21 protein-coding genes and 4 pseudogenes are annotated in these 24,722 nt (G+C 62.1%); 13 read left to right on the top strand and 12 right to left on the bottom strand.

Annotation, left to right across the window (positions count from 1 at the left end; translation table 11 throughout):
* The first annotated feature begins 1 nt into the window (after position 1).
* The 5 genes from ABCW43_RS20035 (at position 2) to ABCW43_RS20015 (ending at position 6,065) form a co-directional block, all read left to right on the top strand.
* Positions 2-2,278, top strand: coding sequence for a molybdopterin-dependent oxidoreductase (locus ABCW43_RS20035; RefSeq protein ID WP_345927667.1), 2,277 nt, complete (start codon positions 2-4; stop codon positions 2,276-2,278).
* A complete protein-coding gene (locus ABCW43_RS20030; protein ID WP_345927665.1) occupies positions 2,271-2,771 on the top strand; it encodes a CMD domain-containing protein in 501 nt (166 codons plus the stop codon). Before ABCW43_RS20035 ends, ABCW43_RS20030 begins: the two co-directional genes overlap by 8 nt.
* Positions 2,768-3,346 carry a peroxidase-related enzyme gene (locus ABCW43_RS20025; protein ID WP_345927663.1) on the top strand — a complete coding sequence of 193 codons (579 nt, stop codon included), beginning with the start codon at positions 2,768-2,770 and terminating at the stop codon, positions 3,344-3,346. Before ABCW43_RS20030 ends, ABCW43_RS20025 begins: the two co-directional genes overlap by 4 nt.
* Positions 3,347-3,547: 201 nt before the next feature.
* Entirely contained in the window at positions 3,548-5,053 is a 1,506-nt protein-coding gene (locus ABCW43_RS20020; RefSeq protein ID WP_345927661.1) for an ABC transporter substrate-binding protein, read from the top strand.
* Between the two features lie 163 nt (positions 5,054-5,216).
* Positions 5,217-6,065 carry an alpha/beta fold hydrolase gene (locus ABCW43_RS20015; RefSeq protein ID WP_345927660.1) on the top strand — a complete coding sequence of 283 codons (849 nt, stop codon included), beginning with the start codon at positions 5,217-5,219 and terminating at the stop codon, positions 6,063-6,065.
* 128 nt (positions 6,066-6,193) lie between these two features.
* Here the strand turns inward: ABCW43_RS20015 and ABCW43_RS20010 are convergent.
* From ABCW43_RS20010 to tnpB, 3 genes and pseudogenes are all read right to left on the bottom strand, one after another.
* Positions 6,194-6,458: pseudogene (locus ABCW43_RS20010) on the bottom strand (DDE-type integrase/transposase/recombinase); the annotation flags it as partial.
* A 6-nt stretch (positions 6,459-6,464) separates the two neighbouring features.
* A pseudogene (gene tnpC / locus ABCW43_RS20005) lies at positions 6,465-7,874 on the bottom strand (IS66 family transposase).
* A 74-nt stretch (positions 7,875-7,948) separates the two neighbouring features.
* Complete coding sequence (gene tnpB / locus ABCW43_RS20000) at positions 7,949-8,308, bottom strand: IS66 family insertion sequence element accessory protein TnpB (protein ID WP_345928175.1); 360 nt, start codon at positions 8,306-8,308, stop codon at positions 7,949-7,951.
* A gap of 41 nt (positions 8,309-8,349) precedes the next feature.
* Between tnpB and ABCW43_RS19995 the strand changes: the two are divergent.
* Together ABCW43_RS19995 and ABCW43_RS19990 are read left to right on the top strand one after the other, a co-directional pair.
* Positions 8,350-8,608: pseudogene (locus tag ABCW43_RS19995) on the top strand (FitA-like ribbon-helix-helix domain-containing protein).
* A pseudogene (locus ABCW43_RS19990) lies at positions 8,605-9,025 on the top strand (type II toxin-antitoxin system VapC family toxin). The pseudogenes ABCW43_RS19995 and ABCW43_RS19990 overlap by 4 nt, the downstream one beginning before the upstream one ends.
* Before the next feature lie 413 nt (positions 9,026-9,438).
* Here ABCW43_RS19990 and ABCW43_RS19985 read toward each other — a convergent pair.
* A complete protein-coding gene (locus ABCW43_RS19985; protein ID WP_345927658.1) occupies positions 9,439-10,131 on the bottom strand; it encodes a hypothetical protein in 693 nt (230 codons plus the stop codon).
* On the opposite strand from ABCW43_RS19985, the gene ABCW43_RS19980 reads away from it, so the two are divergent.
* The 6 genes from ABCW43_RS19980 to ABCW43_RS19955 all read left to right on the top strand — a co-directional run bounded on the left by ABCW43_RS19980 (position 10,105) and on the right by ABCW43_RS19955 (position 16,666).
* A complete protein-coding gene (locus ABCW43_RS19980; protein ID WP_345927656.1) occupies positions 10,105-11,115 on the top strand; it encodes a substrate-binding domain-containing protein in 1,011 nt (336 codons plus the stop codon). The two genes, ABCW43_RS19985 and ABCW43_RS19980, sit on opposite strands and share 27 nt — an antisense overlap.
* 41 nt (positions 11,116-11,156) lie before the next feature.
* Complete coding sequence (locus ABCW43_RS19975; protein WP_345927654.1) at positions 11,157-12,431, top strand: ABC transporter substrate-binding protein; 1,275 nt, start codon at positions 11,157-11,159, stop codon at positions 12,429-12,431.
* A gap of 181 nt (positions 12,432-12,612) precedes the next feature.
* On the top strand, positions 12,613-13,464 hold the full coding sequence (locus ABCW43_RS19970) for a carbohydrate ABC transporter permease (protein ID WP_345927652.1): 852 nt from the start codon (positions 12,613-12,615) through the stop codon (positions 13,462-13,464).
* Positions 13,461-14,318: a carbohydrate ABC transporter permease gene (locus ABCW43_RS19965; protein WP_345927650.1), complete on the top strand. Its 858-nt coding sequence runs from the start codon at positions 13,461-13,463 to the stop codon at positions 14,316-14,318. The genes ABCW43_RS19970 and ABCW43_RS19965 overlap by 4 nt, the downstream gene beginning before the upstream one ends.
* A 13-nt stretch (positions 14,319-14,331) precedes the next feature.
* Complete coding sequence (locus tag ABCW43_RS19960; protein ID WP_345927648.1) at positions 14,332-15,390, top strand: ABC transporter ATP-binding protein; 1,059 nt, start codon at positions 14,332-14,334, stop codon at positions 15,388-15,390.
* Between the two features lie 19 nt (positions 15,391-15,409).
* Positions 15,410-16,666 carry an MGH1-like glycoside hydrolase domain-containing protein gene (locus ABCW43_RS19955; RefSeq protein WP_345927646.1) on the top strand — a complete coding sequence of 419 codons (1,257 nt, stop codon included), beginning with the start codon at positions 15,410-15,412 and terminating at the stop codon, positions 16,664-16,666.
* A 197-nt stretch (positions 16,667-16,863) separates the two neighbouring features.
* Here ABCW43_RS19955 and ABCW43_RS19950 read toward each other — a convergent pair whose 3' ends face one another.
* From ABCW43_RS19950 to ABCW43_RS19915, 8 genes are read right to left on the bottom strand one after another with little or no spacing between them, the layout of a single operon-like run.
* A complete protein-coding gene (locus ABCW43_RS19950; RefSeq protein ID WP_345927645.1) occupies positions 16,864-18,033 on the bottom strand; it encodes a hypothetical protein in 1,170 nt (389 codons plus the stop codon).
* A 23-nt stretch (positions 18,034-18,056) separates the two neighbouring features.
* Entirely contained in the window at positions 18,057-19,286 is a 1,230-nt protein-coding gene (locus ABCW43_RS19945; RefSeq protein ID WP_345927643.1) for a metal-dependent hydrolase family protein, read from the bottom strand.
* Positions 19,283-19,786 carry a GAF domain-containing protein gene (locus ABCW43_RS19940; RefSeq protein WP_345927641.1) on the bottom strand — a complete coding sequence of 168 codons (504 nt, stop codon included), beginning with the start codon at positions 19,784-19,786 and terminating at the stop codon, positions 19,283-19,285. Before ABCW43_RS19940 ends, ABCW43_RS19945 begins: the two co-directional genes overlap by 4 nt.
* A gap of 12 nt (positions 19,787-19,798) precedes the next feature.
* Positions 19,799-20,773, bottom strand: coding sequence for an ABC transporter ATP-binding protein (locus tag ABCW43_RS19935; protein ID WP_345927639.1), 975 nt, complete (start codon positions 20,771-20,773; stop codon positions 19,799-19,801).
* A complete protein-coding gene (locus tag ABCW43_RS19930; RefSeq protein ID WP_445738981.1) occupies positions 20,766-21,755 on the bottom strand; it encodes an ABC transporter ATP-binding protein in 990 nt (329 codons plus the stop codon). The genes ABCW43_RS19935 and ABCW43_RS19930 overlap by 8 nt, the downstream gene beginning before the upstream one ends.
* A 45-nt stretch (positions 21,756-21,800) precedes the next feature.
* Complete coding sequence (locus ABCW43_RS19925) at positions 21,801-22,745, bottom strand: succinylglutamate desuccinylase/aspartoacylase family protein (protein WP_046627517.1); 945 nt, start codon at positions 22,743-22,745, stop codon at positions 21,801-21,803.
* A gap of 47 nt (positions 22,746-22,792) precedes the next feature.
* Positions 22,793-23,638, bottom strand: coding sequence for an ABC transporter permease (locus tag ABCW43_RS19920; RefSeq protein ID WP_345927636.1), 846 nt, complete (start codon positions 23,636-23,638; stop codon positions 22,793-22,795).
* Positions 23,639-23,643: 5 nt separating this feature from the next.
* Positions 23,644-24,624, bottom strand: a complete 981-nt coding sequence (locus tag ABCW43_RS19915) for an ABC transporter permease (RefSeq protein WP_345927634.1) — start codon at positions 24,622-24,624, stop codon at positions 23,644-23,646.
* Positions 24,625-24,722 lie beyond the last annotated feature (98 nt).

Genomic DNA, 24,722 nt, shown 5'->3' with positions numbered 1-24,722 from the left:
AATGACGCATCTGTTCGCAACCCATTTCGGCACTTACGAAGTCGGCACGGATGCGAACGGGAAGCGCAAGCTCCTGCCGTTCCGTCATGATCCTGACCCTTCGGAAACGGGTCTCGGCTATCTGGATCTGGCCGACCATCCGGAGCGGATCCGCGCCCCGATGGTCCGCAAGTCCTGGCTGGAGAAGGGGCCTCTTGCCGGAACCGGCGTTTCGCGCGGCCGCGAGGATTTCGTCGCGATAAGCTGGGACAAGGCTGCAGGCCTGATCGCCGGCGAGTTGCGGCGCGTGCGGGAGAGCCACGGCAACCAGGCGATCTTCGGCGGCTCCTACGGCTGGGCCAGTGCCGGCCGTTTCCATCATGCGCAAAGCCAGCTCAAGCGCCTGCTCAATCTCGCCGGCGGCTTCACCTCTTCCGTCAACAGCTATTCCTATGGCGCTGCGGCCGTCCTTCTGCCGCATATCCTCGGTCCGGAGTACAAGGATGCCTGCGATACCTCGCCGTCCTGGAACGACATTGCCGAAGGCTGTCAGCTCGTGGTCGGGTTCGGCGGCTTCCGGCTGAGCAATGCGCAGGTGGAGTCGGGAGGGACCGGCAGCCACCGCGCCGTCGAATGGCTGCGGCGCTGCCAGGACAAAGGTGTGCGCATCATCGTTTTCAGCCCCGCTTCGAGCGATGCGCCCTCCGGTGCGAACGTCCGGCATGTTCCGCTTCGCCCGAATACGGATGCCGCGGTGATGCTCGGCATGTGCCATACGCTGCTCGCCCAAGGCCTGATCGACTGCGACTTCCTGAAATGCTGCACGACCGGCTATTGCGATTTCGAGAGCTATCTGGTCGGCGAGACGGACGGCATCGCCAAGGATGCCGAATGGGCTTCGGCGATTTCCGGTGTGCCGGCGCAAACCATCGTCGAGATCGCCGAAGACCTGCATGACGTGCCGAGCCTGGTTAACGTCGCCTGGTCGCTGCAACGGGCGCGGCGCGGCGAACAGCCGTTCTGGGCTGCGATCGCGCTTGCGTCGATGGCGGGTCATGTCGGCAAGCGCGGCTGCGGTTTCGCCTTCGGGCTGACAGCCGTCAATTCCGTCGGCCAGCCGGTGCGGCGTCTGAAAGGGCCGGCATTCGAACAAGGCCCCAACCCGGTCCGCAGCTTCATTCCGGTGGCGCGGATCACCGACCTGCTCGAAAATCCGGGCGGGCGGATCGACTACGACGGGCAGGTTCTTCAACTGCCCGATATCCGGCTCGTCTGGTGGGCAGGCGGCAATCCCTTCCACCATCATCAGGATCTCAACCGGCTGGCCGAGGCTTTCCGACGCCCCGAGACCGTGATCGTCACCGAGAACATGTGGACGGCCACCGCCAAGATGGCGGACATCGTCCTTCCGTCGGCGTTTCCCTTCGAGCGCGACGATGTCGCGGCGGCGTCGCGCGAGAACTGGCTGGTCTACAGCCGCCGTGTGATGGATCCGCCGGCCGGTGTCTTCACCGATCACGAAGCCTATTGCCTGATCGCCGAGGAACTCGGTTGCCGCCAGCAGTTCGACGAAGGGCTGACGACCGACGACTGGCTTGCCCGGATCTACGAAGGTTATCGCGAGCGTTATCCGGAACTGCCGGATTTCCAGGCGTTTCGCCTTCGGGGTTATGCCGCGCTTGACGAAGGCGAGCTTGCGCCGGCGCCGGCGAACCATTTTCAAGATTTCGTCAGAGACCCGGATGCGGCCCCGCTGAAAACTGCGAGCGGGAGGATCGAAATCGGGTCGAGTGCCGTCCGCGGCTTCGGTTATTCCGACATCGCCGGCCATCCCGTCTGGCTGGCGCCGGAGGAGTGGCTTGGCGCACCGCTTTCGGCGAAACATCCGTTCCATCTCCTGTCTCCACAGCCCGCCCACCGCCTGCACGGCCAGCTCGAATATGGTCCGGCGAGCCAGGCGGCCAAGCTTGACGGTTATGAGCGGTTCACGCTGAGCGAGATCGACGCCAGGCGTCTTACCCTGAAACAGGACGATCTTTGCGAGCTTTACAACGACCGCGGCCGGACGATCGCGGCGCTGACGATCGACTGCGGCCTGATGCCCGGCGTCGCCGTGCTTGCGACCGGCGGCTGGTTCCGCCCCGATGCGGATGGCGTCGACCACGGCGGCAACCCGAATACGCTGACAGCGATTACACCCGCCTCGCATCTGTCGCAGGCGACCGCCCCCAATTCATGCCTGATCTCGATCCGTCCATGGCTCGGATCCGCAGGTGGAACCTATGATGGGAATGAGTGACTTGGACCAGATCGACATCCTATCCGGCTTGAAGCCGGGCTCCGAGCTTTACGCGATCCGCCGCGAGCGACCGGAATTCGTGGAGGGCACCGAGCTGTGCCGCGAAACGGTGCTGACCCCAAATCAAGGCTTTGGCCTCAGCCATGCTCTGCGTGCCGCGCTCGCCTCCCGCATGGCCCGCTTCATCGGCCGCGAGGACCTGGCTGCGGTCTACGATCTGATGCGGGACGATGCCGGCAGCGAGCCGGACCTGGCCTCCATTGCCTCCGGCGCGGAAATCGCGGCGGCCACTGATGCCTTTACCAGTGCCATTATCCGTCATGCCGATCTGGTCACCCAAACGCCGCGCAACAGCAGCAGGGGGGATATCGAGCGGCTCGAAGGGGCGGGGCTCAGCAATCCGCAGATCATCGCGCTGTCCGAGCTGATTGCTTTCGTCAACTACGAAGCCCGCGTCCTTATCGGCCTGAGCCTTCTGGAGGACGTCGAATGAGCACGTCGCGTTTCAAGGTCAAGGCGCTCTCCTGGTCGCCCTATATCGCGCCGGTCGACGTTGCCACGGCGAGCGAGGAGCAGCTGGCCGCGATGCAGGTGACCCCGTCCAATACCAAGGTTTCCCCCTATGTGCGCACGCTCGCGCATGATCCGGAATCCTACGTGGCCCGCACGAAGCTGTTCAACGCCATCATGTATGCCAAGGGCGGCCTCGACCGGGCCGAGCGGGAACTCGGCGCGCTCGTCGCTTCCGCCGTCAATCGCTGCGTCTACTGCGCCTCGGTCCATGCTCGCCGTTACGTCGAACTGTCGGGCCGCGAGGATGTCGTCGAGGAGATCTATGTGCGCGGCCTCGAAGGTCCGTTCGACGCCAAGACCCAGGCGATCGTCGATTTCTGCAAGGCGCTGTCCGAGACGCCGTCGCATGCCACCAGGGAGCAGGTACAGGCCCTTCGCGATCACGGCATGTCGAAGGCCGAGATCGTCGATCTCATCCACTCCGCCGCTATTTTCGGCTGGGCGAACCGGCTCATGCACACGCTTGGTCATTCCGTACCTATCGAAGCCAAATAAACGGAATGGAGGAACAGCATGACTGCCAGCTCCCCGGACAAGCCGTTCCTCGCTCCCGGCAGGCGAACGATCGAAACGTTCTGAGATCCCGGCAAATTCGATCCGCTTATGCTCAAGGACGTAAAATAGAGGAAAAGCGTCCCTTGAGAACTTAGGGTAAGCATATGAAAATAAACGTAAATTAATCAGAAGGGAATGGACGTGACCAGAAAATCGATCTCCGCGGCAATCGCCGCACTTTCGCTCGGCGCCACGATGTCGACATCGGCGCTTGCACAGGACAAGACGCTGACCGTCGCGATCACGAACACGATCAACACGTTCGATCCGCATATGACTGCATCCGTCGGCACCGATCTCAGCCTGCTCAGCCACATCTATCCGTCGCTGGTTCTGCGCAGTCCCGACATGAAGATCGCTCCGGCTCTCGCAACCGAATGGACGAGTGTCGACGACCTGACCTGGCGCCTCAAGCTGCGGTCGGACGCCACGTTCAACGACGGCGAGAAGATCGATGCCGAAGTGGTCAAATGGAACTTTGACCGCGTGCGCGACCCGGCCGTCAACGCCCGCATCAAGGCCTGGTTCACGCTGATTTCCGACGTCAAGGTCATCAGCCCGACCGAAATCGAGATCAAGACGAGCTCGCCCTATCCGGCGATGATCGGCCAGCTGTCGATGTTCTTCCTGCTGCCGCCGAAGTGGGCCGCCAACCATAAGCCGGCTACCGAGACCGCGTCGGGCGGCGCCTATGTCATCTCCTCCGTCAAACCGGGCGAGAGCATCACGCTCGACGCCAATCCGCAATATTGGGGTGCGAAGCCGGACTTCAGCAAGGTCGTCGTCCGCATCATTCCGGATGCCGCCAGCCGTGTCGCCGCGCTGCTTGCGGGCGAGGTCGATTTCATCAACTCGATCCCGACCACGGAAATTACCCGGATCAAGACGAGCGGCAGCGCCCAGGCTGGCGCGGTGCCGAGCACCCGCACCGCGTTCATCAAGTTCAACACGCTGAAGCCGCCGCTCGATAACAAGTTGCTTCGCCAGGCGCTGAACTACGCCGTCGACAAGGAAGGCATCGTCAAGGCGATCTTCAACGACCAGGCCGAGATCGCCAAGTGCCAGGTGACATCGAAGAGCTATTTCGGCTTCAACGCCGATCTGAAGCCCTACGCCTATGATCCGGAAAAGGCGGCCGAACTTTTGAAGAAGGCAGGCGGTGCGCCGGCCGAGCCGATCGAAATCGAAGTGCCGACCGGCATCTACCTCAACGGCGAGGAGGTCGTCCAGGCGGTCGCCAGCCAGCTGGAAGAGATCGGCGTCAAGACCAAGATCGTCGAGATGCAGTTCAGCGCCTATATGGACAAGTATCTGAAGACCAAGGATCTCGGCCGCATGAGCCTGCTCAGCCAGGCCTGGCCGACGATCGATGCCGATGGTCTTCTGACCCTGTTCGCGCCGGGCAACATGTATGCCTATTGGGAGAATGCCGATTTCGGCAAGGCCTTGGCGGACGGCCGCTCCACCATGGATGTGGCAAAGCGCCAGGCCGCCTACAAGAAGGCGACCGAGGTCATGTGCGACGAGGCGCCGGCGCTCTTCCTCTACACCCAGCCAGCCACCTACGGCCTGTCCAAACGGATCACCTGGACCGCCCGGGGCGACGACTGGGTCCGAGCCTTCGACATGAAACCCGCCGCCAACTGACCTCCGGGATCGCGAAAATCCCATCCCGCCTGCGAGGCGGGATGGTTTCCGTTCACCATGACAATCCGCCATGACCATTGCCGGAGCCCGCGCATCCATCCAGGACCGGCGATCCGACAGAAGCATGTCTCCAGACGCCCTATCAGCAGGACAGGATATCCTCATGCCGACAGTGACACTCAACAATGCCACCTTCGTCTACGATGACATCGGCAGTCGCGACGCGGAGCCGATCATTGCGCTACATGGCGGGCGCGGCATCGGCGATCGCCACGGAGAGTTCAACGCCTACAAGGTCCTGTCGGACCAATACCGTGTCATCGCCTATGATCAGCGCGGGTGCGGGCAGACGAGCCTGACACCGCCCTACACGTTCGAGCAGCTGGCGGATGACGTCGAAGCCTTTCGCGTGAACCTGTGCGGCGGCCGCAAGATCATCCTCGAGGGCGGCTCGTTCGGCGGCATGATCGCGCTTACCTATGCCGTGAAATATGGCCAGAACCTGTCGCGGTTGATCCTGCGCGGCACCGCCGCCAGCTATCACCACGAAGACGACGCCATGGTGGTGTTCAAGCAGCGCATCCACAAGGCGACGAGCGCCTCGCTCGACATGCTCGACAAGATGTTCTCCGACAGGGTCAAGGACGATAGCGAACTGCGCCTGATCTGGCTGGCACTGCAGCCGCTCTATTATGAACAATTCGATCCCGATGCGGCGCTGGAGCGCACCCGCACGATGCATCTGCATGCCGAGACCCATAACGCGCTGTTCAAGGAACGGCTCTACGACCTGCGCGACAAGCTGAAGGATATTCCGGTCCCCACGCTGGTCGTCTGCGGTGCCGAAGACTGGATATGCCCGCCGAACCATTCTCGCCTGATCGCCGAACGGATTCCGAAGGGCGAGCTTCTCGAAGTGCCCGGCGCCAACCACTCAGTCCATGTGGAGGCACATGACACCGTCATCGCGGCCATTCGGGAGTTCCTGACCCGAACCTCTGGCAAAGGTTGAGTCACTCCTCAGTCAAATGGGGATTTAGATTGATGACCGCAATCGGTCGCCGTCGGAATGGCGTCCCGTGGGCGTGTTGCAAAGTTTGATGGAGGCCAGAATTGTCCCATTGCGAGGCCGATTTTATGCTTGTTAACATTTTGCAGTCCGAAGACGCGTGAGCAGCTCATGTTGGTCGTTGACAGGCCAGCCGCCGGAAAAACCGAAGCCATTCCTCAACCACAGCGTTGCCTCGAAACCTGCAATGGTTCGACGGGCAGTGTTGAATGATTGGAAGCCACCGATCTTTGGCATGTTCTTCTTCACCCGGAAATCGTCGCTCTCAATGCCTTAATGGAGATGCTTGGTGACATAATGCACCGGATCTGGATGCAGCAGGCCGCCATCGACCGTAAGCGCTTAGCTGATGGCGTCGGGCCTGAAGTTCCAAGGCATCAGCGCCTCGAGCTCAGATACTGGCCAGCCGTGAGCGATGCGGTTTAAGGTCTGGGAGAGCCAATGGAGCGGGTCGACGTTGTTCATCTTGGCCGTCTGAAGAAGCGTGGCCAGCGTCGCCCAGGTACGTCCACCGCCTTCGCTGCCGGCGAATAGACTATTTTTTCTCGTAATCGTTTGCGGCCTGATCACGCGCTCGGCGATATTGGAGTCAATTTCGATCCGTCCGTCCGTCAGGAAGCGCTCCAGTGCTTCGCGCCGGCTGAGCGCATAGCGGATTGCTTCGGCAGTCTTAGACTTGCCAGAGACCTTTCCCAACTCCTTTTCCCAAAGGTCAAAAAGTCCGGAGACGATGGCCACAGACTTCGTCTGACGCAGCGTGGTGCGGCTGTCGGCATCCCGACCGCGGACCTTATCCTCGATGTACCACAGCTCGGTCATCGCGACGATCGTATCCGTTGCAGCCTGGGAGACTCCGCTGATGTGAAGATCGTAAAACTTGCGACGAAGATGCGCCCAACACGCTGCGAGTTGGATCGTTTCATTGCTGCCGGTTTTGGTACGCATTTTGGCTAGACTGGTGTAGGCCGAGTACCCATCAACCTGCAGGACGCCGCTGAATCCGGCGAGGTGACGCGCCACGCAATCGGCGCCCCTACTGTCTTCAAACCGGTACACCACCATTGGCGGGCTGGTTCCGCCATAGGGGCGATCATCGCGAGCGTACGCCCAAAGCCAGCCCTTCGTCGTTTTCCCCGAACGGGGCGCAAGAGTGGATAAGGTGGCTTCGTCGGCGAAGATCCTTTCGCCCTCCTTGACGCGCTCAAGGATGTAATCGGCGCATATCTGCAGCTCGAAGCCCCGTCGCGCAGATAAATGGCCTCCTGCCGGTAAAGCGGAAGGCCGTCAGCCGACATCTAGTCGTTCAGAACGATCCTCACCGATCAGGACCTTTTCCAGCCCCTCGCAGCCGGCCGGGATCTCCGGTTCGATCACTTCCTCGATGCGTTCGAGGTGAGCGGCAAAACCCTTACGCGGACGTGGAGCACGTTTCGGCCTGTCTTTGGCCGCGCGATCAAGCTCGCTCTGGATTGCCGAAAGGCGGTCTCGACTTCCTCGAAAGCAAGCGACACTTGTTCGTCGTTGACGCCAAGGCGCAGGCGTTCGGAACGGGTGCCATGTTGGGGCCGCTGCAGAACCTTCATTATCGATGTGAGGTTGGCAATTCGCTCGTTGGCGCTTTTCTCAACCGCCTCCAGTCGGGCGATCTCAGCTTCAGCGGCCTTCTTTCGCCGCCTGCTCGCGCGCCATTGCGAGAACCATCGCTTTCAGCGCGTCAACGTCGTCCGGCAAGTCGTGAAGGGGTAAGTCCATGGGAATGAGTAGAGCACAAAAGAGCCGTTTTCCCAACCATTACAGCGCCATGATTCATCTTGCCGCAGGCGCTGTCAGCCGGTCAGCAAGGGCCGCCTGACCTTAACCGGGCGGATCTTTTTCCAATCCATTCCAGCCAGCAACGCCATCAGCTGAGAATGGTCCAGACGGATCCGTGCCGCCGATATGCCCGGCCAGCAGAAGCCTTGATCTTCCAGGGTTTTCGAATAGAGGCAGACCCCACTGCCATCCCACCAGACAATCCGAATCCGGTCGGCGCGTTTTGATCGGAAGACGTAAAGCGCACCAATGAACGGGTCGAGACCGCCGTCCCGCACCAGCACCATCAACGAAGCGGCTCCCTTGCGGAAGTCGACAGGCTGGCACGCAGATAGACCACCACACCTGAAGCGATCATGGCCGTCATCGGGTATATTTTGATATCAAAGTCATCGTTTCTGACAGGATGATATCAATGCTGGCGGTTACTATTCGTAATCTTTCTGATGAAACGCATCGCGCGCTGCGTGTGCGAGCGGCTCATCACGGCCGTAGTACGTACGGAGGCCGAAATCCGTGACATTATTGAGGCCGCCGTTCGTCCATCTGAACGTGTGAAACTTGGCTCCTTACTCGCGGCCATCGGTCGGGACGCGGAGCTATCCAATGACGATGTTGAGGCCCTACAGCAAAATCGCGATAACGCACCAGCCGAACCGATGACGTTCGAATGATCTTGTTGGATATCAGCGTGATATCAGAGCCATGGAAATTGGCTCCCAACGGGGCAGTGGTAGCATGGATGGATGCCCAAGCCATCGAGACGTTGTTCCTTTCGGCGATAACAATTGCCGAACTTCGCTTCGGGATCGCTGCCATGCCTTCAAGCAAACGGCAAACTGTCCTTCGCGATCGCCTGGAGGGCGAAGTGCTTCCTCACTTCGCAGAACGCGGTCCTACCCTTTAATTTTGCTAGCTCCCAATTCTACTCGGAACTCATGGCGCGCGCTCGCGTGTCCGGGAAGGCGGTCGACAAGGAGGATGGGTATACTGCAGCCACAGCAGCGGCGAATGGCCTCGTGGTCGCAACGCGCGACACAAGCCCCTTCGAGGCCGCCGGATTGAAAGTGATCAATCCATGGTTCCAATAAAGGTGATATTCAGCTAAATGTCTTGATGTCCGATTTCCACCGAGACCGCCGAAGAGAAATGCCCGAGAATCGCTCGGAAATCCTACTCAGCGCCGCGGAGAATCCAGCGTTGGAAGAGACCTCGCGTGAGCGGCCGCTTCGCCGGAGTAGGGAAAGTCCTCACCGAGCTGGCGGTCGCCGTCATAAACTTTGAAGGTCGGTCCCTCAAGCTCAACGATCCTATAACCGTTGACGTACTCGACCTTTGGCGTTTTCCATCCCATTATCAGCTTCCCACTTGAAATCTCTAAAGCCGCAACTCGCGCTTGCTGGCACACTACTGCATTCTTTGTCCCGGAACCAGCAAGACGACTTGCCCCCATGTTTATCAGGAGCTTGGCAAGCGGCGCCATTGACGCGGCACGCTGATCCGATCAAACGGTTTCGTTATGACAAGCGCGACGATCGTCGAAAGCCCGAGGATCATTGCCGTCAGGACCGTAGCGAAATCGGGCGTAGACGAGGCTGGCGGCCTGAGGTGCCCGGAAATCATCCTTTGAGACCGTGATAGTGCGACAACGACCAAAGCTGGCGTCGAAACAAGTCGATCGAAGCGAGGAAATCTGGCGATGATCTCCGGTGTCGCGCAGGCCAGCGCCAGGATTTCTGCCCGGGTGCCGCCTAATCTGGTGACGATCGCAGCGATATGCGCGGATCGTAACAGCCGATAGAACATCATCACCGACGGCGATATGTCTGGGACGCTGAGTGGCTTCGATGTCGTCAACCCGATTGCGAAGTGCGGACGACGGATCGCGATCAACGTCGCGCCCGGCCGCCATGCCGCCGGCGAACGTCCGGCCCGGGCAGCTAGTCAGCTTCATCGCCGCGAATACTGCCAAGTTACATCCGGCAGCAAGATCCCGTGAGAATGGTGCCAGCGCCGTGCGCGACGCGAACTCGACCTGATCAACTTCTGCGAGCCATGCTTCAAGTCCTACACATTGGAAGAGATCAGGCGCTAGGTTGGACTCCAAAACGTTTTGGTTGACTCTCAAAACGTTTTGGAGAATGTTTATTTCAGTTTGGGGAGGAATATTTTGGCCAATCTGAAGCAGCTGGCGCATTCGCTCGGACTGTCGATTACCACTGTGTCCCGGGCACTTGATGGTTATTCCGACGTGTCCGCGGCCACCCGCGCGCGGGTTCGCGAGGCAGCGGAGGCGGCAGGTTATCGGCCGAATGCCTCCGCTCGTCGGCTGCGCAAGCAGCGCGCTGAACTGGTCGCCGTGACGCTGCCGAGTGATCCTGGCCACGTCGGCCCCCCTCATTTCCTCGACATGTTGTCAGGCTGCGCCGAACATCTCGCCGCGGCCGGTCTCAATCTCGTCATCGCGCCCGTGCCGCGGGGTGTCAGCGAACTTGAGATATGCCAGCGCTTCGTCGATGGGCGCCGCGTCGACGCCATGCTGCTGGTCCGCACCAAACGCAAGGACGAGCGCGTCGAATACCTTCAGTCGCGGGGCATTCCCTTCGTCACCAACGGCCGTACCGAGAGCCTGATCCCCCATCCGTTCATCGACGGCGATGGTTTTGCCGGGTTCCGCGCCGCAACGCTGCGCTTCCATGCGGCGGGGCATCGGCGCATCGGCCATATCGCCGGGCCGCAGGAATATTACTTCGCCCATGTCCGTCGCCGCGGTTGGCAGGCGGCGATGGAGGAATGCGGGCTTGCGACCGATCTCTGCGCCGAAGGAGCGCCGCTCGAGCAGGGCGGTTATCTCGCAGCCCTCGAACTGCTGCGCCAGCCGTCGCGTCCGACGGCCCTTGTTTGCGCCACCGACGAAATGGCGATCGGAGCGTTGCGGGCGCTGCGCGAGGTCGACGGCGGCAGCCAGATCAGCATCATTGGTCATGACGACCTGCCGATGGGCGCCTTCACCAGCCCGCCGCTCTCGACCATGCGCATGACCGGCGAGAACCTCGGCGCGACCTTCGCCTCGTTGCTCCTGCGCGCCATCGCCGGAGAGCCCGCTGAAGACCTTCAGGAGCTTCATGCGATCGAATTCGTCGATCGCGACAGCCATCGCTGCCCGCCCGTGGCCGCATAGACAGCAGTGCATTCAAGACGAATAAAATGAAGGAGGAGAAGATGAAACATATCGTGTCACTTACAATTCTGGCTTCGACGGTGCTGGCGTTTGCCTCGCCGGTGCTTGCCCAGACGGTTTTCGTATCCACCCAGCTTCGCCCGATAGAGGAGGCGACCGTGGTTCGGCAGGAGCTTTTGAAGGATGCCGGCAAGGTCGATTATGTGGTCGAGGAGCCGCCGCAGTTCGCGGTGCGCATGGAGGCCGAAGCACAGGCCGGCAAGCACACCGTCAGCCTCGTCGGTGCGCTGCATGGCGAGCTTTCGCCGCTCGCCGACAAGGGCCAGTTGGAACCGCTCGACGAGCTTGCCAAGAAGCTCGCCGCCAGCGGCATGCCGCAATCGGTTCTTGATCTCGGCAAGCTCGGCAAGCCCACGCAGCAGTATATTCCGTGGATGCAGGCGACCTATGTCATGGCCGCCAAGAAGGAAGCCCTGCAATACCTGCCGAAGGGTGCGGATATCAACGCGCTGACCTACGACCAGCTGATAGAGTGGGGGAAGAACATGCAAGCTGCCACCGGCCAGCCGCAGATCGGTTTCCCGGCCGGTCCGAAGGGCCTGATGGCGCGTTATTTCCAAGGCTATTTCTATCCGTCCTTCACCGGCGGCGTGGTGCGCACCTTCAAGAATGCAGATGCCGCGGCCGGCTGGGAGAAGCTGAAGGCGCTCTGGGCCTATGTCACCCCGAACTCCACCAATTACGATTTCATGCAGGAACCGCTGGCCTCGGGCGAAGTCATGGTCGCCTGGGACCATGTCGCCCGCCTGAAGAGCGCCATCTCGGCCGCGCCGGATGATTATGTCGTCTTCCCGGCACCGGCCGGCCCCAAGGGCCGCGGCTACATGCCGGTTCTGGCCGGGCTTGCGATCCCCAAAGGCGCACCGGACACGGCAGGGGCCACGAAGGTCATTGAAACGCTGACGACCCAGAAGACCCAGCTGCTGACGGCTTCGAAGGTCGGCTTCTTCCCGACCCTCAACGTCCAGCTGCCGCCGGACCTCGACAAGGGCGTGGCGCTTCTCGCCGGTGCCGTCACCAAGACGCAGGGTTCCAAGGATGCCGTCATCTCGCTTCTCCCGGTCGGCCTCGGCGACAAGGGCGGCGAATTCAACAAGGTCTACATGGACGCCTTCCAGCGCATCGTGCTGCAGAACGAGCCCGTCGCCGACGTGCTCGCCAAGCAGGGCGCCACCATGGCCAAACTGATGATCGACGCCAAGGCGCCTTGCTGGGCTCCGGATGCCAAGAGCGACGGCGCCTGCCCGGTTCAATAAGGCGCCATCCGACAAGCCTCCCAAGGCTATTGGCATCCGGGCGCGAATGCCCGGATGCCAAATCCGAAGGAGCGGGAGCAGCGGACCGCAAGGTGCCTGCATTCCGTCGCGATATGGATGGCGGAGAGAGGAACAAGTTGATGTATGATCAATTCTCAAAGCCCCCATGTGAGGGCGATCGATGACCCAGAACCGACCCTGGATCCCCTATCTGCTGATCCTGCCGTCAGTCGCCTTTCTGGCGCTGCTCTTCGTCGTGCCGCTGGTGCAGACGATCTGGCTGGCTCTCTCGGACAACGGCACGCCTTCGCTGTCGAATGCCCAGCGCATGGTGACCGACATCAACTTCACCCGCTCGGTCAGGAACACCTTTCTTCTGACGATCGTCGTCGTGCCGGTGCAGATCGCCATCGCGCTCGCCATGGGCACGATGGTCGCCAAGGTCGGCCGCGGCCGCGAGACCATTCTCTGGATCTGGACCATCCCGCTTGGCATTTCCGACCTCGCCGCCGGCCTCGTCTGGTTATCGATCCTGCAGAATACCGGCTATTTCAACTCGCTCCTCTTCGGCCTCGGTGTGATCGGCCGGCAGGCGAGCTGGCTGTCCTACCAGACGCCGGTGGCGCTTTTCATCGCCATCGCAGTCGCGGAAATCTGGCGCGGCACGGCGATCGTCATGGTCATCATCGTCGCCGGCCTCAACCAGGTGCCGAAGGAGTTCAAGGAAGCCGCCGAGATCTTCGGTGCTGGCCCATGGACGCGCTTCCGGCGCATCACCCTGCCGCTGATCCGGCCGGCGCTGCAATCGGCGCTGATCCTGCGCACAGTGCTTGCCTTCGAGGTGTTCGCAGTGGTCTACGCGCTCGGCGGGCGCAATTTCCCGGTCCTCGTCGGCGAGGCCTATAACTGGCAGAACCAGAACCAGAATTACAGCGTCGCTGCGGTCTACGCGGTGCTGATCATGATCATCTCGCTTGCCGCGACGCTGATCTATCTGAAGGCCCTGAAAGTCGATCCGGAGCGCCTGCCATGAGTACGGAAACCATGAGCGTGACGGAAACGGCTTCCCGTCCCGCAAGCTTCGCCTCCTCCCGCCGCTGGCTCCTCTGGAGCGGCATTGCGGCGCTCTGCGCCTGGGTTCTGGTACCGATCTATCTGGTGGCGTTGGGGGCACTCGGCGGTCGCCAGGGCGTCTATATCTGGCCGAAGACGGGCTTGCCGACCGGGATTTCGCTCGAACCCTTCATTCTGTTCCTGAAAACCGAAGGCGTCGTCCAGTCTTTTCTCAACTCGCTGGGGGCCGCGGGCATAACGGTGGCGCTCTCCATCCTGCTGGGCGCGCCGGCCGGCTATGCGCTGGCCCGCTATGATTTCCGGGGCAAGGACAGCTACCGGCTTCTGGTCCTGCTGACCCGCGCCTTTCCCTTGGCGATCCTGGCGCTGCCGCTCACCGTCTCCTTCATCCGGCTCGGGCTCTATGACACGATCATCGGCGTCGGCCTGATCCACACGGTTCTGGCGCTGCCCTTTGCGGCGCTCGTCACCCAGGGCATATTCCTCGGCGTCCCGAAGGAACTCGAAGAGGCCGCTTGGGTGTTCGGCTGCACCCGCGTCCAGGCCTTTTTTAAAGTGGTCGCGCCGCTGGCTTTGCCCGGCATCGTCGCGACCGCCGTATTCGCTTTCGTCATCTCCTGGAACGAGGTGTTCGCCGCCTCGGTACTGACGGTGCGCAACCGCACGCTCACGGCCTATCTGCTGACGGTGCTGTCGGAAAGCCCGATGCATTATCGCTTTGCCGGCGGCCTCATGCTCATTCTCCCTTCCGTTGTCTTCATCTTCGCGGTCAGGCGTTACCTCTTCGCGATCTGGGGCATTTCCTCCAAATAACGGGACCATCGACATGGCCAATATTGTCATTGACCGCATCCGCAAGAGTTTCGGCGCTTTCCAGGCGCTGAAGGAGGTCTCGCTGACGATCAACGACGGCGAGTTCGTTTCGCTGCTCGGGCCGTCGGGTTGCGGCAAGACCACGCTCCTGCGCATCATCGCCGGTCTTGAAACCTCGACCTCGGGCGATGTCCGCATTGGTGACAGGTCGATCATCGGACTGGCGCCCAAGGATCGCGGGCTGGCGATGGTCTTTCAGAACTATGCGGTCTTCCCGCATATGACGGTCTACGAAAACGTCGCCTTCGGCCTGCGCATGCAGAAGGCGGACGATGCGCGGGTGAAGGCGCAGGTGGAGAAGGCAGCCGGCCTGCTGCATATCGAGCCGTATCTCGACCGTTATCCGAACAAGCTTTCGGGCGGCCAGCGCCAGCGCGTGGCGGTTGCCCGCGCGCTGGCCGTCGAGCCGAAGGTGCTGCTGATGGACGAGCCGCTTTCCAATCTCGACGCCCTGCTGCGGCTTGAAATGCGCACCGAACTGAAAACCGTGCTGCAATCGGCGGGCACGACGACGATCTATGTCACCCACGACCAGACCGAGGCGATGGGCCTGTCGGATCGTATCGCGGTCATGCACAACGGCGTTGTCGAGCAGGTCGGTCACCCGGTCGAGATCTACAATCATCCGGCCACACGGTTCGTCGGCGGTTTTATCGGCAATCCTCCGATGAACTTCATCAAGGTGCCGGTCTCGAACGGCCAGGTGGCGGCCGGCGCGGAACAGCTCGCGGTGCCAAAGGATGTCGGCGATGAAATCGTGCTTGGCCTGCGTGGCGAGGCGGTCGAACTGGCGCCGCTCCCGCAGGGGATCGAGATGAAGGTACGGGTTGCCGAGCCGATGGGTTCGCACCTCTTGCTAACCGGCTCGATCCACGACCAGCCGGTGCGGGTTATCCTGCCGGCGTCCGAAACGGTGAAGAGCGGCGACACGATCGGCCTGAAGCTCGACCGCAGGCGCATTACCTGGCTTTCGCCCGAAAGCGGCAAGTCCTTTCCGGCCGTTTCGGCCTGAGCATACCGGAGTACCCGAAATGAATGTGCATATCACCGAGGCGAAGCGCATCCTCGTCGCCAACGACCGCGGCGGCTATACGGTGCCAACCGACCGGCTCTACCCATTCCAGTGGAACTGGGATTCCGCCTTCGTCGCCATGGGTTTCGCGCTTTATGATACCGACCGTGCCTATCGCGAACTGGAGCGGCTGATCGAGGGCCAGTGGGCGGACGGCATGGTGCCGCATATCGTTTTCCACCAGCCGAGCGACACCTATTTCCCCGGTCCGAACGTCTGGCGCACCCGCCACACGATTCCGACCTCCGGCATCACCCAACCGCCGGTCTTTGCGATCGCACTGCGCAAGGTCTTCGAGGCGGCCGGCAGCGGCGCCGAGGCACGCACCCTGCCGCTCTACGAGGCCGCGCTGAAATGGCATCGCTGGTGGTATTCCGCGCGGGATCCGGAAGGCACTGGCCTGGTCGCTCTGCTGCACCCTTGGGAAAGCGGCAGCGACAACTCGCCGGCCTGGGACATCGCGCTCGCGCGCGTGCCGACTACGACCGACACGCCGGTCGTGCGCAAGGATACCGGCCATGTGAACGCCTCGATGCGCCCGCGCGACGAGGACTATAACCGCTTCATACACCTGGTCGACACCTATGCCGCCTGCGGCTGGGATCCCGCAAAACAATGGGAAAAGGCACCGTTCAAGGTGGCCGAGATCCAGACCACCGCTATCCTGCTGAAGGCCGGCGAGGACCTGGAACATCTCGCCCGCGAATTCGGCCGGATGGAGGACGCGGCTGAGATCGCCACCTTCAACGAGCTCAGCCGCAAGGCGATACTTGCGCAGTGGCGCCCAGCCTTGTCACGCTTCGTGTCCCGCGACCTGATCTCCGGCGAGGATGTCGAGGCAGCCACGCAGGCAGGCTTCATCCCCCTCCTGTCGCTCGACCTGGAGAAAGGCATCGCCGACGCGCTGGTCAACGAGATGAAGGTCTGGTCGAAGGGTCTCAAGGTCGCCTTTCCGACCACAAAGCCCGGCATCGCAGGCTGGGAACCGAAACGCTACTGGCGCGGCCCGGCCTGGGCGATCATCAACTGGCTGCTGATCGACGGCTTCAGGCGCAACGGTCATCGGGAAGCGGCGGAAGAGCTGCGCAGATCGACGGTCGCGGCGATCGAGGCGGAAGGTTTTGCCGAATATTTCGACCCGGTAACGGGCGAAGGCTGCGGTGGCCTCGGCTTTTCCTGGACGGCCGCCGCTTATATGTGGCTTACGTGGACATAAGGTTCACAGTCGGGGCCTGCTGCACCATCAGGCGGAGTTGGTCCGAGTTGCCGACACCTAATCTTGATAGCCGGCTGCGGCGTACGATTGCGCTTAGGAAGGGGGCTCTTGGGTTTCCAGGGCTGCACAAAATCAGATCCATGATTGTCTTTTGGAGACTGCCACTGTGCAGGTCGCTACTCACCCCTGATGGGATCTCAAGAGCCACGATTGGGCCAATGTTTCGCTAAAGTACTCGGCGTGTGCATATTATCGTAGAGGTAGCCCCAAAACTCACCTCTTTCCGTGGCGCCTAGCTGAGACCATACCGAGTCGACCGCCATCTCTCCGCACCAGTATGCGTAGACAAAAGGCGCACGCAGATTGTGACGAAGGAAGGCGAGGCGGGATCGAGTTAGGTCGGAAGACTGGAGGGAAGCCGCCGCGATATCCGGCACAACCTTGTCGAGGGATCTGCCCTCGCCGAGCACTTGCCATGCGGCGCGGCACCTCAGTGCAGAGCGAAGCCGCTGCAAAGTGTGGCCGAGACGATCCTCCGGCGTTTCGATCCAATCGAGAAACTGCAGGCCGTTGTCGGCAATGCCTTCGAAAATGGCCGAACTCGCCGAACTCGTGACGACCTGAGCCGCATCGAGCGGCATAAGGCCTTCCGCCACGCGCCTCTCGCGCAGTTTCAGGTGAACGAGATGGCCCGGAAAAGCCTCGTGCACCGCCAGGTGCTTGAGGCTGAACGCAGTGTATGGAAAATCGACATTGAGCAACAACCGCCTTTCGGGGAAATCGCAATAGGCCGAATACGGGACATTCCGCTGGCCGATCGGCTTGAGCCATTCGCCACCGAGCCAGTCAGCATTCAGCGCGGTTGCGAGAGCCCCGCATCGCGCCCGCGCCTGACGTTGAAAGTCCGCCAGCACGTCCAGCACCTTGTCGGGCGGTATTCGTGCGCTCTCTTCCCAGCGCGCAAGATCAACCGACAGATTTCCGCCGCGGAAGCCGAGTTCGTCCAACGCCTCGCGGATCCCCTTGTGATAGCTCGCGATGATCTCTTCGGGGATATCGCGCACGTCGACGCGGATCTGTCGCTCCAGCCTTTCGGCAAAGCTGATGGTATCGCTGCGGAAGGTGGCGATCAGGGCGAGCAGTGAATCCGACATCTCGTCGAGCCAATCCCGGCGCAGTGCGTTTTCCGCTTCTCCGAGGCGGTCGCGCAAGGACAGCAGTGCGCTCTCCGCCTCCTCGTAGGTGCCGAATGGACGCGGTGAAACGTCGGCGACGGCGACCGGTATCAGGCCTTCGGCATCCAGAATACCCGCATTGCCATTGCGCCTGCGATAGAGCAGGTCGAGGCCTGCCGTTATCACCGCCATCTCTCTTCCCAATTCCATCCACCTTACCCCTGATTTTTCACGAAAATCCCACCCCGGACGATGATCGGCATATGGGCGCCCTGATGTGTCAGCAGCGACATGTCGCTGAGCGGATTGCCATCGACCACGACCAGGTCAGCGAAGGCACCCGGTGCGATGCATCCGATCTTGCCCTCCATCCTGAGCAACTTGGCTGCGACATGCGTCGCGGAGGCGATGACCTCATGGGCAGGCAGGACGCGTGTGCGGATCACGAATTCCTCTGACTGATGCCGGTGCATTTCGCCGAGCAGGTCGGTGCCGTAAGCCATCGGCAGGCCGGCGTCGCGCATGATCGAGAGCGATTCCATGCCGGCCAGCCGCACGGAATCGACTTTGGCGACGGAGGCGGGCGGCAGGCCGAGCGCCGGCCCCTCGACGCCGAGCTTCTCGTAGGTGACGAGCGTCGGCACGGAGATGCATCCGTTTTCTACGGCAAATGTCGCAGTTTCCGGCGTGATCAGGTTGCAGTGTTCCAGTGAGTGGATCCCGCATTCGATCGCCCGGTGGATCGCCTTGTCGGTATAGAGATGTGCCGCGACATAGGTGCCGGCATTCTCCGCTTCCTCAACGGCGGCGATCAGCTCTTCCCGCGAGAAGCCGAGAAAGTGGATCGGGTCGGTCGGCGAAGCGATGCCGCCGTTCGCCATGACCTTGATGAAATGGGCGCCCGATTTCAGTTCTTCGCGGGCGGCCTTGCGAACTTCCGGCACCCCGTCGCAGATGCGCCCGAGATTGCCGAGCGCATGGCCGGTCTTCGGCGCCGGCGTGTCGTCATAGGGGCCGCGATAATCCGTATGGCCGCCGGATTGCGAGAGTGCCTTGCCGCAGATATTGAGCCGGGGTGTCGGCCAGGGCGCTTCCTGCGTGGCGGCCAGCAGGCCGGAGGTCGCGCCGCCCAAATCACGGACCGTGGTGAAACCGCGCATCAGCATGTCGCCCATGATCTTGAAGGCGCGCACGGTGACGATCGGATCGGGAAGTTTCGCGTTCTGGCCGAGGTTCGCCATGCCGGCGATGACGTGCACATGGGCGTCGATCAGCCCCGGCATCAGCACCTTGCCGGCAAGATTGATCCGCTGCGCGCCGGCACTGTTGATGGAGGGCGAAACCTCGCGGATCATGTCGCCCTCGACAAGAACCGAAACCGGCTCGCTCGCCTGAGGGCTCGTTCCGTCGACAATGCGGGCGTTTTCGAAGAGATAGGAGATCACGGTCTTGTTCCTTTTCCATTTCCCGGCGCATGGCCGTTGCGGCGGGCTTCGAGGAAGGCGGGGATCAGCAGCGGAGCGAATTTCCGGGCGATCTCGACATGCTTCTCCTCGTAGAAGAATTCTTCGTGCAGCAGGTTGATCGTGCCGATTGTTTCGCCGTCATAGACGACCGGGATGTTGATCGCCGCATTGAGGCCGATGCTGGCAATCAGTTCGTGATCGAAGAAGGCCCATTTGATGGCGTCTCGGTCGCGGCCGAGAAAGGGTTGCTGCCGGCGCAGCACCAGGTCGCCCCAGGGCGTGAGGCCCATCGGCTTGCGGCCGAAGACGGGATAGACGTCCGGCATGTTTGAATAGACGCGCGCCACCTCGTCGCCGTCCGTGTAGAGCAGCGTCAACAGGCGGTGGCCAACGTGCCTGGCGAGAGCGGCGTCCAGCGCGTCGTAGAAGAAGTTTGGCTGGCCAGGTTCTGCCAGAAGCCCGATCAGGTCCTCGATCATCGTGAAACTCCTCTATCGGTGATGGCAGGCAACGGACTGGCCGTCGCCCTTCCGTTCCAGCCGCGGTTCGATTTGGCGGCAGATATCGGTCGCGAGGGGGCAACGGGTGTGGAAGGCGCAGCCCGCAGGTTTTCGCGTGGCGCTCGGAATGTCGTCGCTGACGGCGCTGAACTTGTGACGCTTACGCGGATCATGTGCCGGCGCCGAGCGCAGCAGTAGCTCCGAATAGGGGTGAAGGGGTTTCGTGAAGATCACCTCTTTCGACCCGGTCTCGACGATCTTGCCGAGATACATGACGGCGACCCGGTGCGAGACGTGTTCGACCACGCCGAGATCATGCGAGATGAACAGGTAGGAAAGGCCGAGTTCCTTCTGCAGGTCGGCGAGCAGGTTGAGGATCTGTGCCTGTACGGACACGTCCAGTGCAGAAACCGGCTCGTCGCAGACGATGATATCGGGCTTGAGGGCCAGCGCCCGGGCAATGCCGATCCTCTGGCGCTGGCCGCCGGAGAACTGGTGCGGGAAGTTCTCGGCCTGGTCGGGCCTCAAACCCACCAGCGACATGAGCCTCGCGACCTCGGCCCGCCGTTCCTCGACCGTGCCGATGCCATGGATATCGAGCGGCGCGCGGATGATGTCGCGCACCCGCTGGCGCGGGTTGAGCGAGGAGAAAGGATCCTGGAAGATAATCTGCATGCGGCGGCGGTAGGATTGCGGGATGCTCCGCATTTGCGTGACGTCCTCGGCTCCCTGCATGGCGATGTGGCCGTCCGTGGCCTTCACGAGGCCCATGAGGGCGAGCCCGGTGGTCGATTTGCCGCAGCCGCTTTCGCCGACAAGGCCGAGCGTCTCGCTTGAACCGATCGAGAAGGAAACGCCGTCGACGGCCTTCACCTCGCCGACCTGCCGCTGGAAGACGCCGGAGCGGATGGCAAAATGCACCTTGAGGTTCTCAACGGAGAGGAGAGGGGCCGCGGCATCAGGCATTGTCATGCTCCCAGCAGGCGGCAAAATGACCGGGTTTCTTTTCGAGGAAGGGTGGGCGTTCCTCCAGGCAGCGGGCCGAGGCGCCGGGACAGCGGGGCGCAAACGCGCAGCCCTTCGGCAGGTGCCAGAGCGGCGGCACGGTGCCGGGAATATCCGTCAGCCGCTCCGGGGTGGCTTTGGTTCTGTCCCGATGGGGGACGGCGCCCATCAGGCCGATCGTATAGGGGTGGATCGGGTTTTCGAAGAGTTCGTAGACGCTGCATTCCTCAACCCGCCGGCCGGCATACATGACGATGACGCGGTCGGCGATTTCGGCAACCACGCCGAGATCGTGGGTGATCAGGATCTGCGCGGTGCCGAGCCGCTTCTGCAGGTCGGAAATCAGTCCGAGAATCTGCGCCTGCACGGTGACGTCGAGGGCTGTCGTCGGCTCGTCGGCGATGATGATTTTCGGCTCGCAGGCAAGCGCCAGAGCAATCATCGCGCGCTGCCGCATGCCGCCGGAAAGTTCATGGGGATATTGCCGGGCGCGGCGTTCGGGGTCCGGCATCTGGACCAGTTCCAGGCATTTGACGGCGCGCGCAAAGGCCTCGCGCCGCCCAAGCCTTCGATGCTGGCGGACGGATTCGGCGATCTGTTCGCCGATCGTCAGCACCGGGTTCAGCGCCGATAGCGGTTCCTGGAAAATCATGGCGATCTTGTCGCCGCGGAAATCCTCGACCTGGCGCCGATCCATGGCGAGAAAGTCCTCGCCATGGATCCTGATCGAACCGGATGCGACGCGGGCGCTGTCGGGCAGGAGGCGCAGCAGCGACAGCGCGGTCATCGATTTGCCGCAGCCGCTTTCGCCGACGATGCAGACCGTCTCGCCGGGGCGCACCGAAAGGCTCATCTCCGAGACGACGGGAAAGGCCCCGTTCTCCCCGAGGATCTCGACATTCAGGTCGCTGACGGCAAGCGCCGGTTCCATCGTCTTTTCCATTGCTCGATCCTGCATCCGTTCATTCCATCTGCCGGAGGGATCCGATCAGTCGGTCGACCCTTCGATATTGCCGACCATGAAGCCGTAGTCGCCCGCCTCGACGAGGTTGCGGGTCAGGTGCTGCATGACCATGATGCCGGTTTCGAAGGGCGTCGGGATTTCCTCGATCGTCTCGAAGTCGTAGGGGCTGACGACGCGGCCAAGCAGCGAACCGCCCTTGATGATCTCGCCATTCGCCGGAGAAAGCGGCTCCAGCCAGCCGCCATGCTTCGGGCGGATGCCGACGAGTTCGGTGACCACGACCTGTTTCGGATTGGGCTTCACTTCGCCTTCGATCGAGCCGATCAGGCGAAGCTGGTTCATCAGGCCAGCGACGGTGAGCTCGACATAGGGGGTTTGGTCGACGATGCCGCCGCCGAGCTCGATGGTCACGACCTTGGTGCCATGGCGGTCCATCGAAACGGATTTGCTGGTGCCGGAATAGACCGTGCCGGCCTTTCCGGTCGTCGGGCGATAGAGGATCTTCGAACCGAAGGCACGCGACAGCGGCTCGTCATTCCAGATGTAGACATAGTCGACGGTCGGCCGGTCGGTGCCGGAATGCAGGTCGAGATTGTAGTCGATCTTGGCGTAGAACTCGTGTGCCAGCGCATCGGCGAGCTGCTGGCTGTAGGTACCGCGCGGATCGCCGGGGAATTCGCGGTTGAGGTTCAGCTGGTCGAGCGGATTGTGACGATGGTTGACGGCGAAGGAACGCGGGTTGGCGACCGGCAGGAGAATGATGCGGCCCTTGAGCGGCATGTCCTTGATGATGCGGTAGAGTTCCAGGATCGCCTGCGAGCCGGTGTTCTCGTTGCCGTGGATGGAGGCGGAAATTCCGACGGTGGGGCCGTCCTGCTCGCCCACCAGTTCATGCATGAAGATCACGGCATCGCTGCCGTCCGCATGGGTGGTGAATTTGGGACGAAGCTTGTTGATCGACTTGACCATGGATGTTTCCTTTCAGTGTCGTTGTCGTCTTGATCCTGAGGTTTTGGCTATTTCTTCTTGCCCGCGGAGCGCGAGAGATGCCGCGGGTCGAGCACGTCGCGCAGGCCGTCGCCGAGCAGGTTGAAGCCGAGCACCGTCACCATGATCGTGGCGCCCGCTATGATTGCCAGCCATGGCTCGTCCCGCATGAAGCGTGTCCCGTAGGCGAGCGTCCAACCCCAGGTCGGCGCCGGCGGCGGCAGGCCGAAACCGAGGAAGCTGAGCGCCGATTCCGAAATGATCGCGGTACCGAAGCCGAGCGAGGCGAGCACGATGATCGGCCCTATCGCATTGGGCAGGATTTCCTTGACGAGGATGCGGACCGGATGGGCGCCGAGCGCCCTTGCGGCCTGCACATAGTTCTGCTCGCGCAGGACCAGCGTCGTCGCGCGAACCACTCGCGCATATTCCGTCCAGGCGACCACGATGATGGCAATTGCCACGTTGACGATGCCGGGGCCGAGCACCGCGACGATGGCGAGTGCGAGCACGATCGCCGGAAAGCCCAGGAAGATGTCGGTGATCCGCATCAGGATCAGGTCCGTCCAGCCGCCGAAATAGCCGGCGGCGAGCCCGACCGTCGTGCCGATGAGAGCCGACGCCGTGACCGAGATGCAGGCGATCGTCAGCGAAACGCGTGCGCCGTAGATCAGCCTTGCCCAGAGGTCCCGCCCGAAATTGTCGGTGCCGAGCCAGTGGGTGAGCGTCGGGCCGGAGAAGCGGTTGCGCATGTCCATCTGCTCGATGCCATGCGCCGACAGATAGGGCGCGAAGACCGCACAGATGACGATCGCCAGCACGATCGACATGCCGAGGATCAGGGAGATATTGCGGAAACGCCTGGATAATTTCATGAGCCTCAACCCAAACGGATGCGCGGATCGACGACCGCATAGAGAAGATCGACGACGAGGTTCACCAGGGCGAAGATGATCGCGAAGGTGAGCACGATGCCCTGGATGAGCGGCAGGTCGCGCTGCGAGATCGCAGTGATGGTCAGCTGGCCGAGGCCCGGCCAGGCGAAGATGGTTTCGGTCAGCACCGCGCCACCGAGCAGGGCGCCGAAGCGCAGGCCGACGACGCTCAGCACCGGGAGGAGCGCGTTGCGAAACGCATGGCGAAGGATGACACGCTGGCGACGCAGGCCCTTGGCATAGGCGGTGCGGACGAAGTCCTCACGCAGGACTTCGAGCATGGCGGTGCGCACCAGCCGCGAGATGATCGCAGCGGAGTTCGCGGCAAGCGCCACTGCCGGCAAAAGGATATGCGCGAAACTGTCGACGAGGACCTGCGGCCGGCCGGTCAGAGCGGCCCAGAGCGCTTCGGGGAAGGGCGCACCGCGGCCGATGGCCGGAAGCCAGCCGAGCGTTACGGCAAAGAGCAGCATCAGCAGCAGGCCGAGCCAATAGACCGGCATCGAAACGCCAAGCTGGGCGAAGATCATCGAGACGGTATCGACGATCGAACCCTGTCGCGTGGCAGCCAGCACCCCGAGCGAGATGCCGACGAGACAGGCAAGGATCAGCGCGACAACCGCAAGCTCGATGGTCGCGCCCAACCGACCGGCGATGATTTCCGACACCGCCTGGTTCTGGAAGATCGAGCGGCCCATGTCGCCCTGCAGCAGGCGGGCGAAATAGGCGCCGAGGCGGACATACCAGGGATCGTTGAGGCCGAGCGCGTTGCGCAGGTTGTTGATCGCTTCGACCGACGCCTCCTGGCCAAGCAGGACGGAGGCCGGATCGCCGGGGATCAGCAGCAGCAAGCCGAAGGTGACGACGACCATGCCGGCTGCCATCGGGATGAGCAGCAGCAGACGGCGGACGATATAGGCTAGCATGGGTAAGCTCCCCTTGGCTGTGCCGGCGCGAAGGTCATGACAGCACGATCTCCTCGAAGGCCCATGCCCTTTTCCTCCATGCGGGCGCGGATGTCGCG

The organism is Neorhizobium tunisiense (assembly GCF_039631515.1).
Classification (GTDB): domain Bacteria; phylum Pseudomonadota; class Alphaproteobacteria; order Rhizobiales; family Rhizobiaceae; genus Neorhizobium.
The sequence above is the reverse complement of the archived record's forward strand: the minus strand, read 5'-3'. Positions and strand labels throughout refer to the sequence as shown.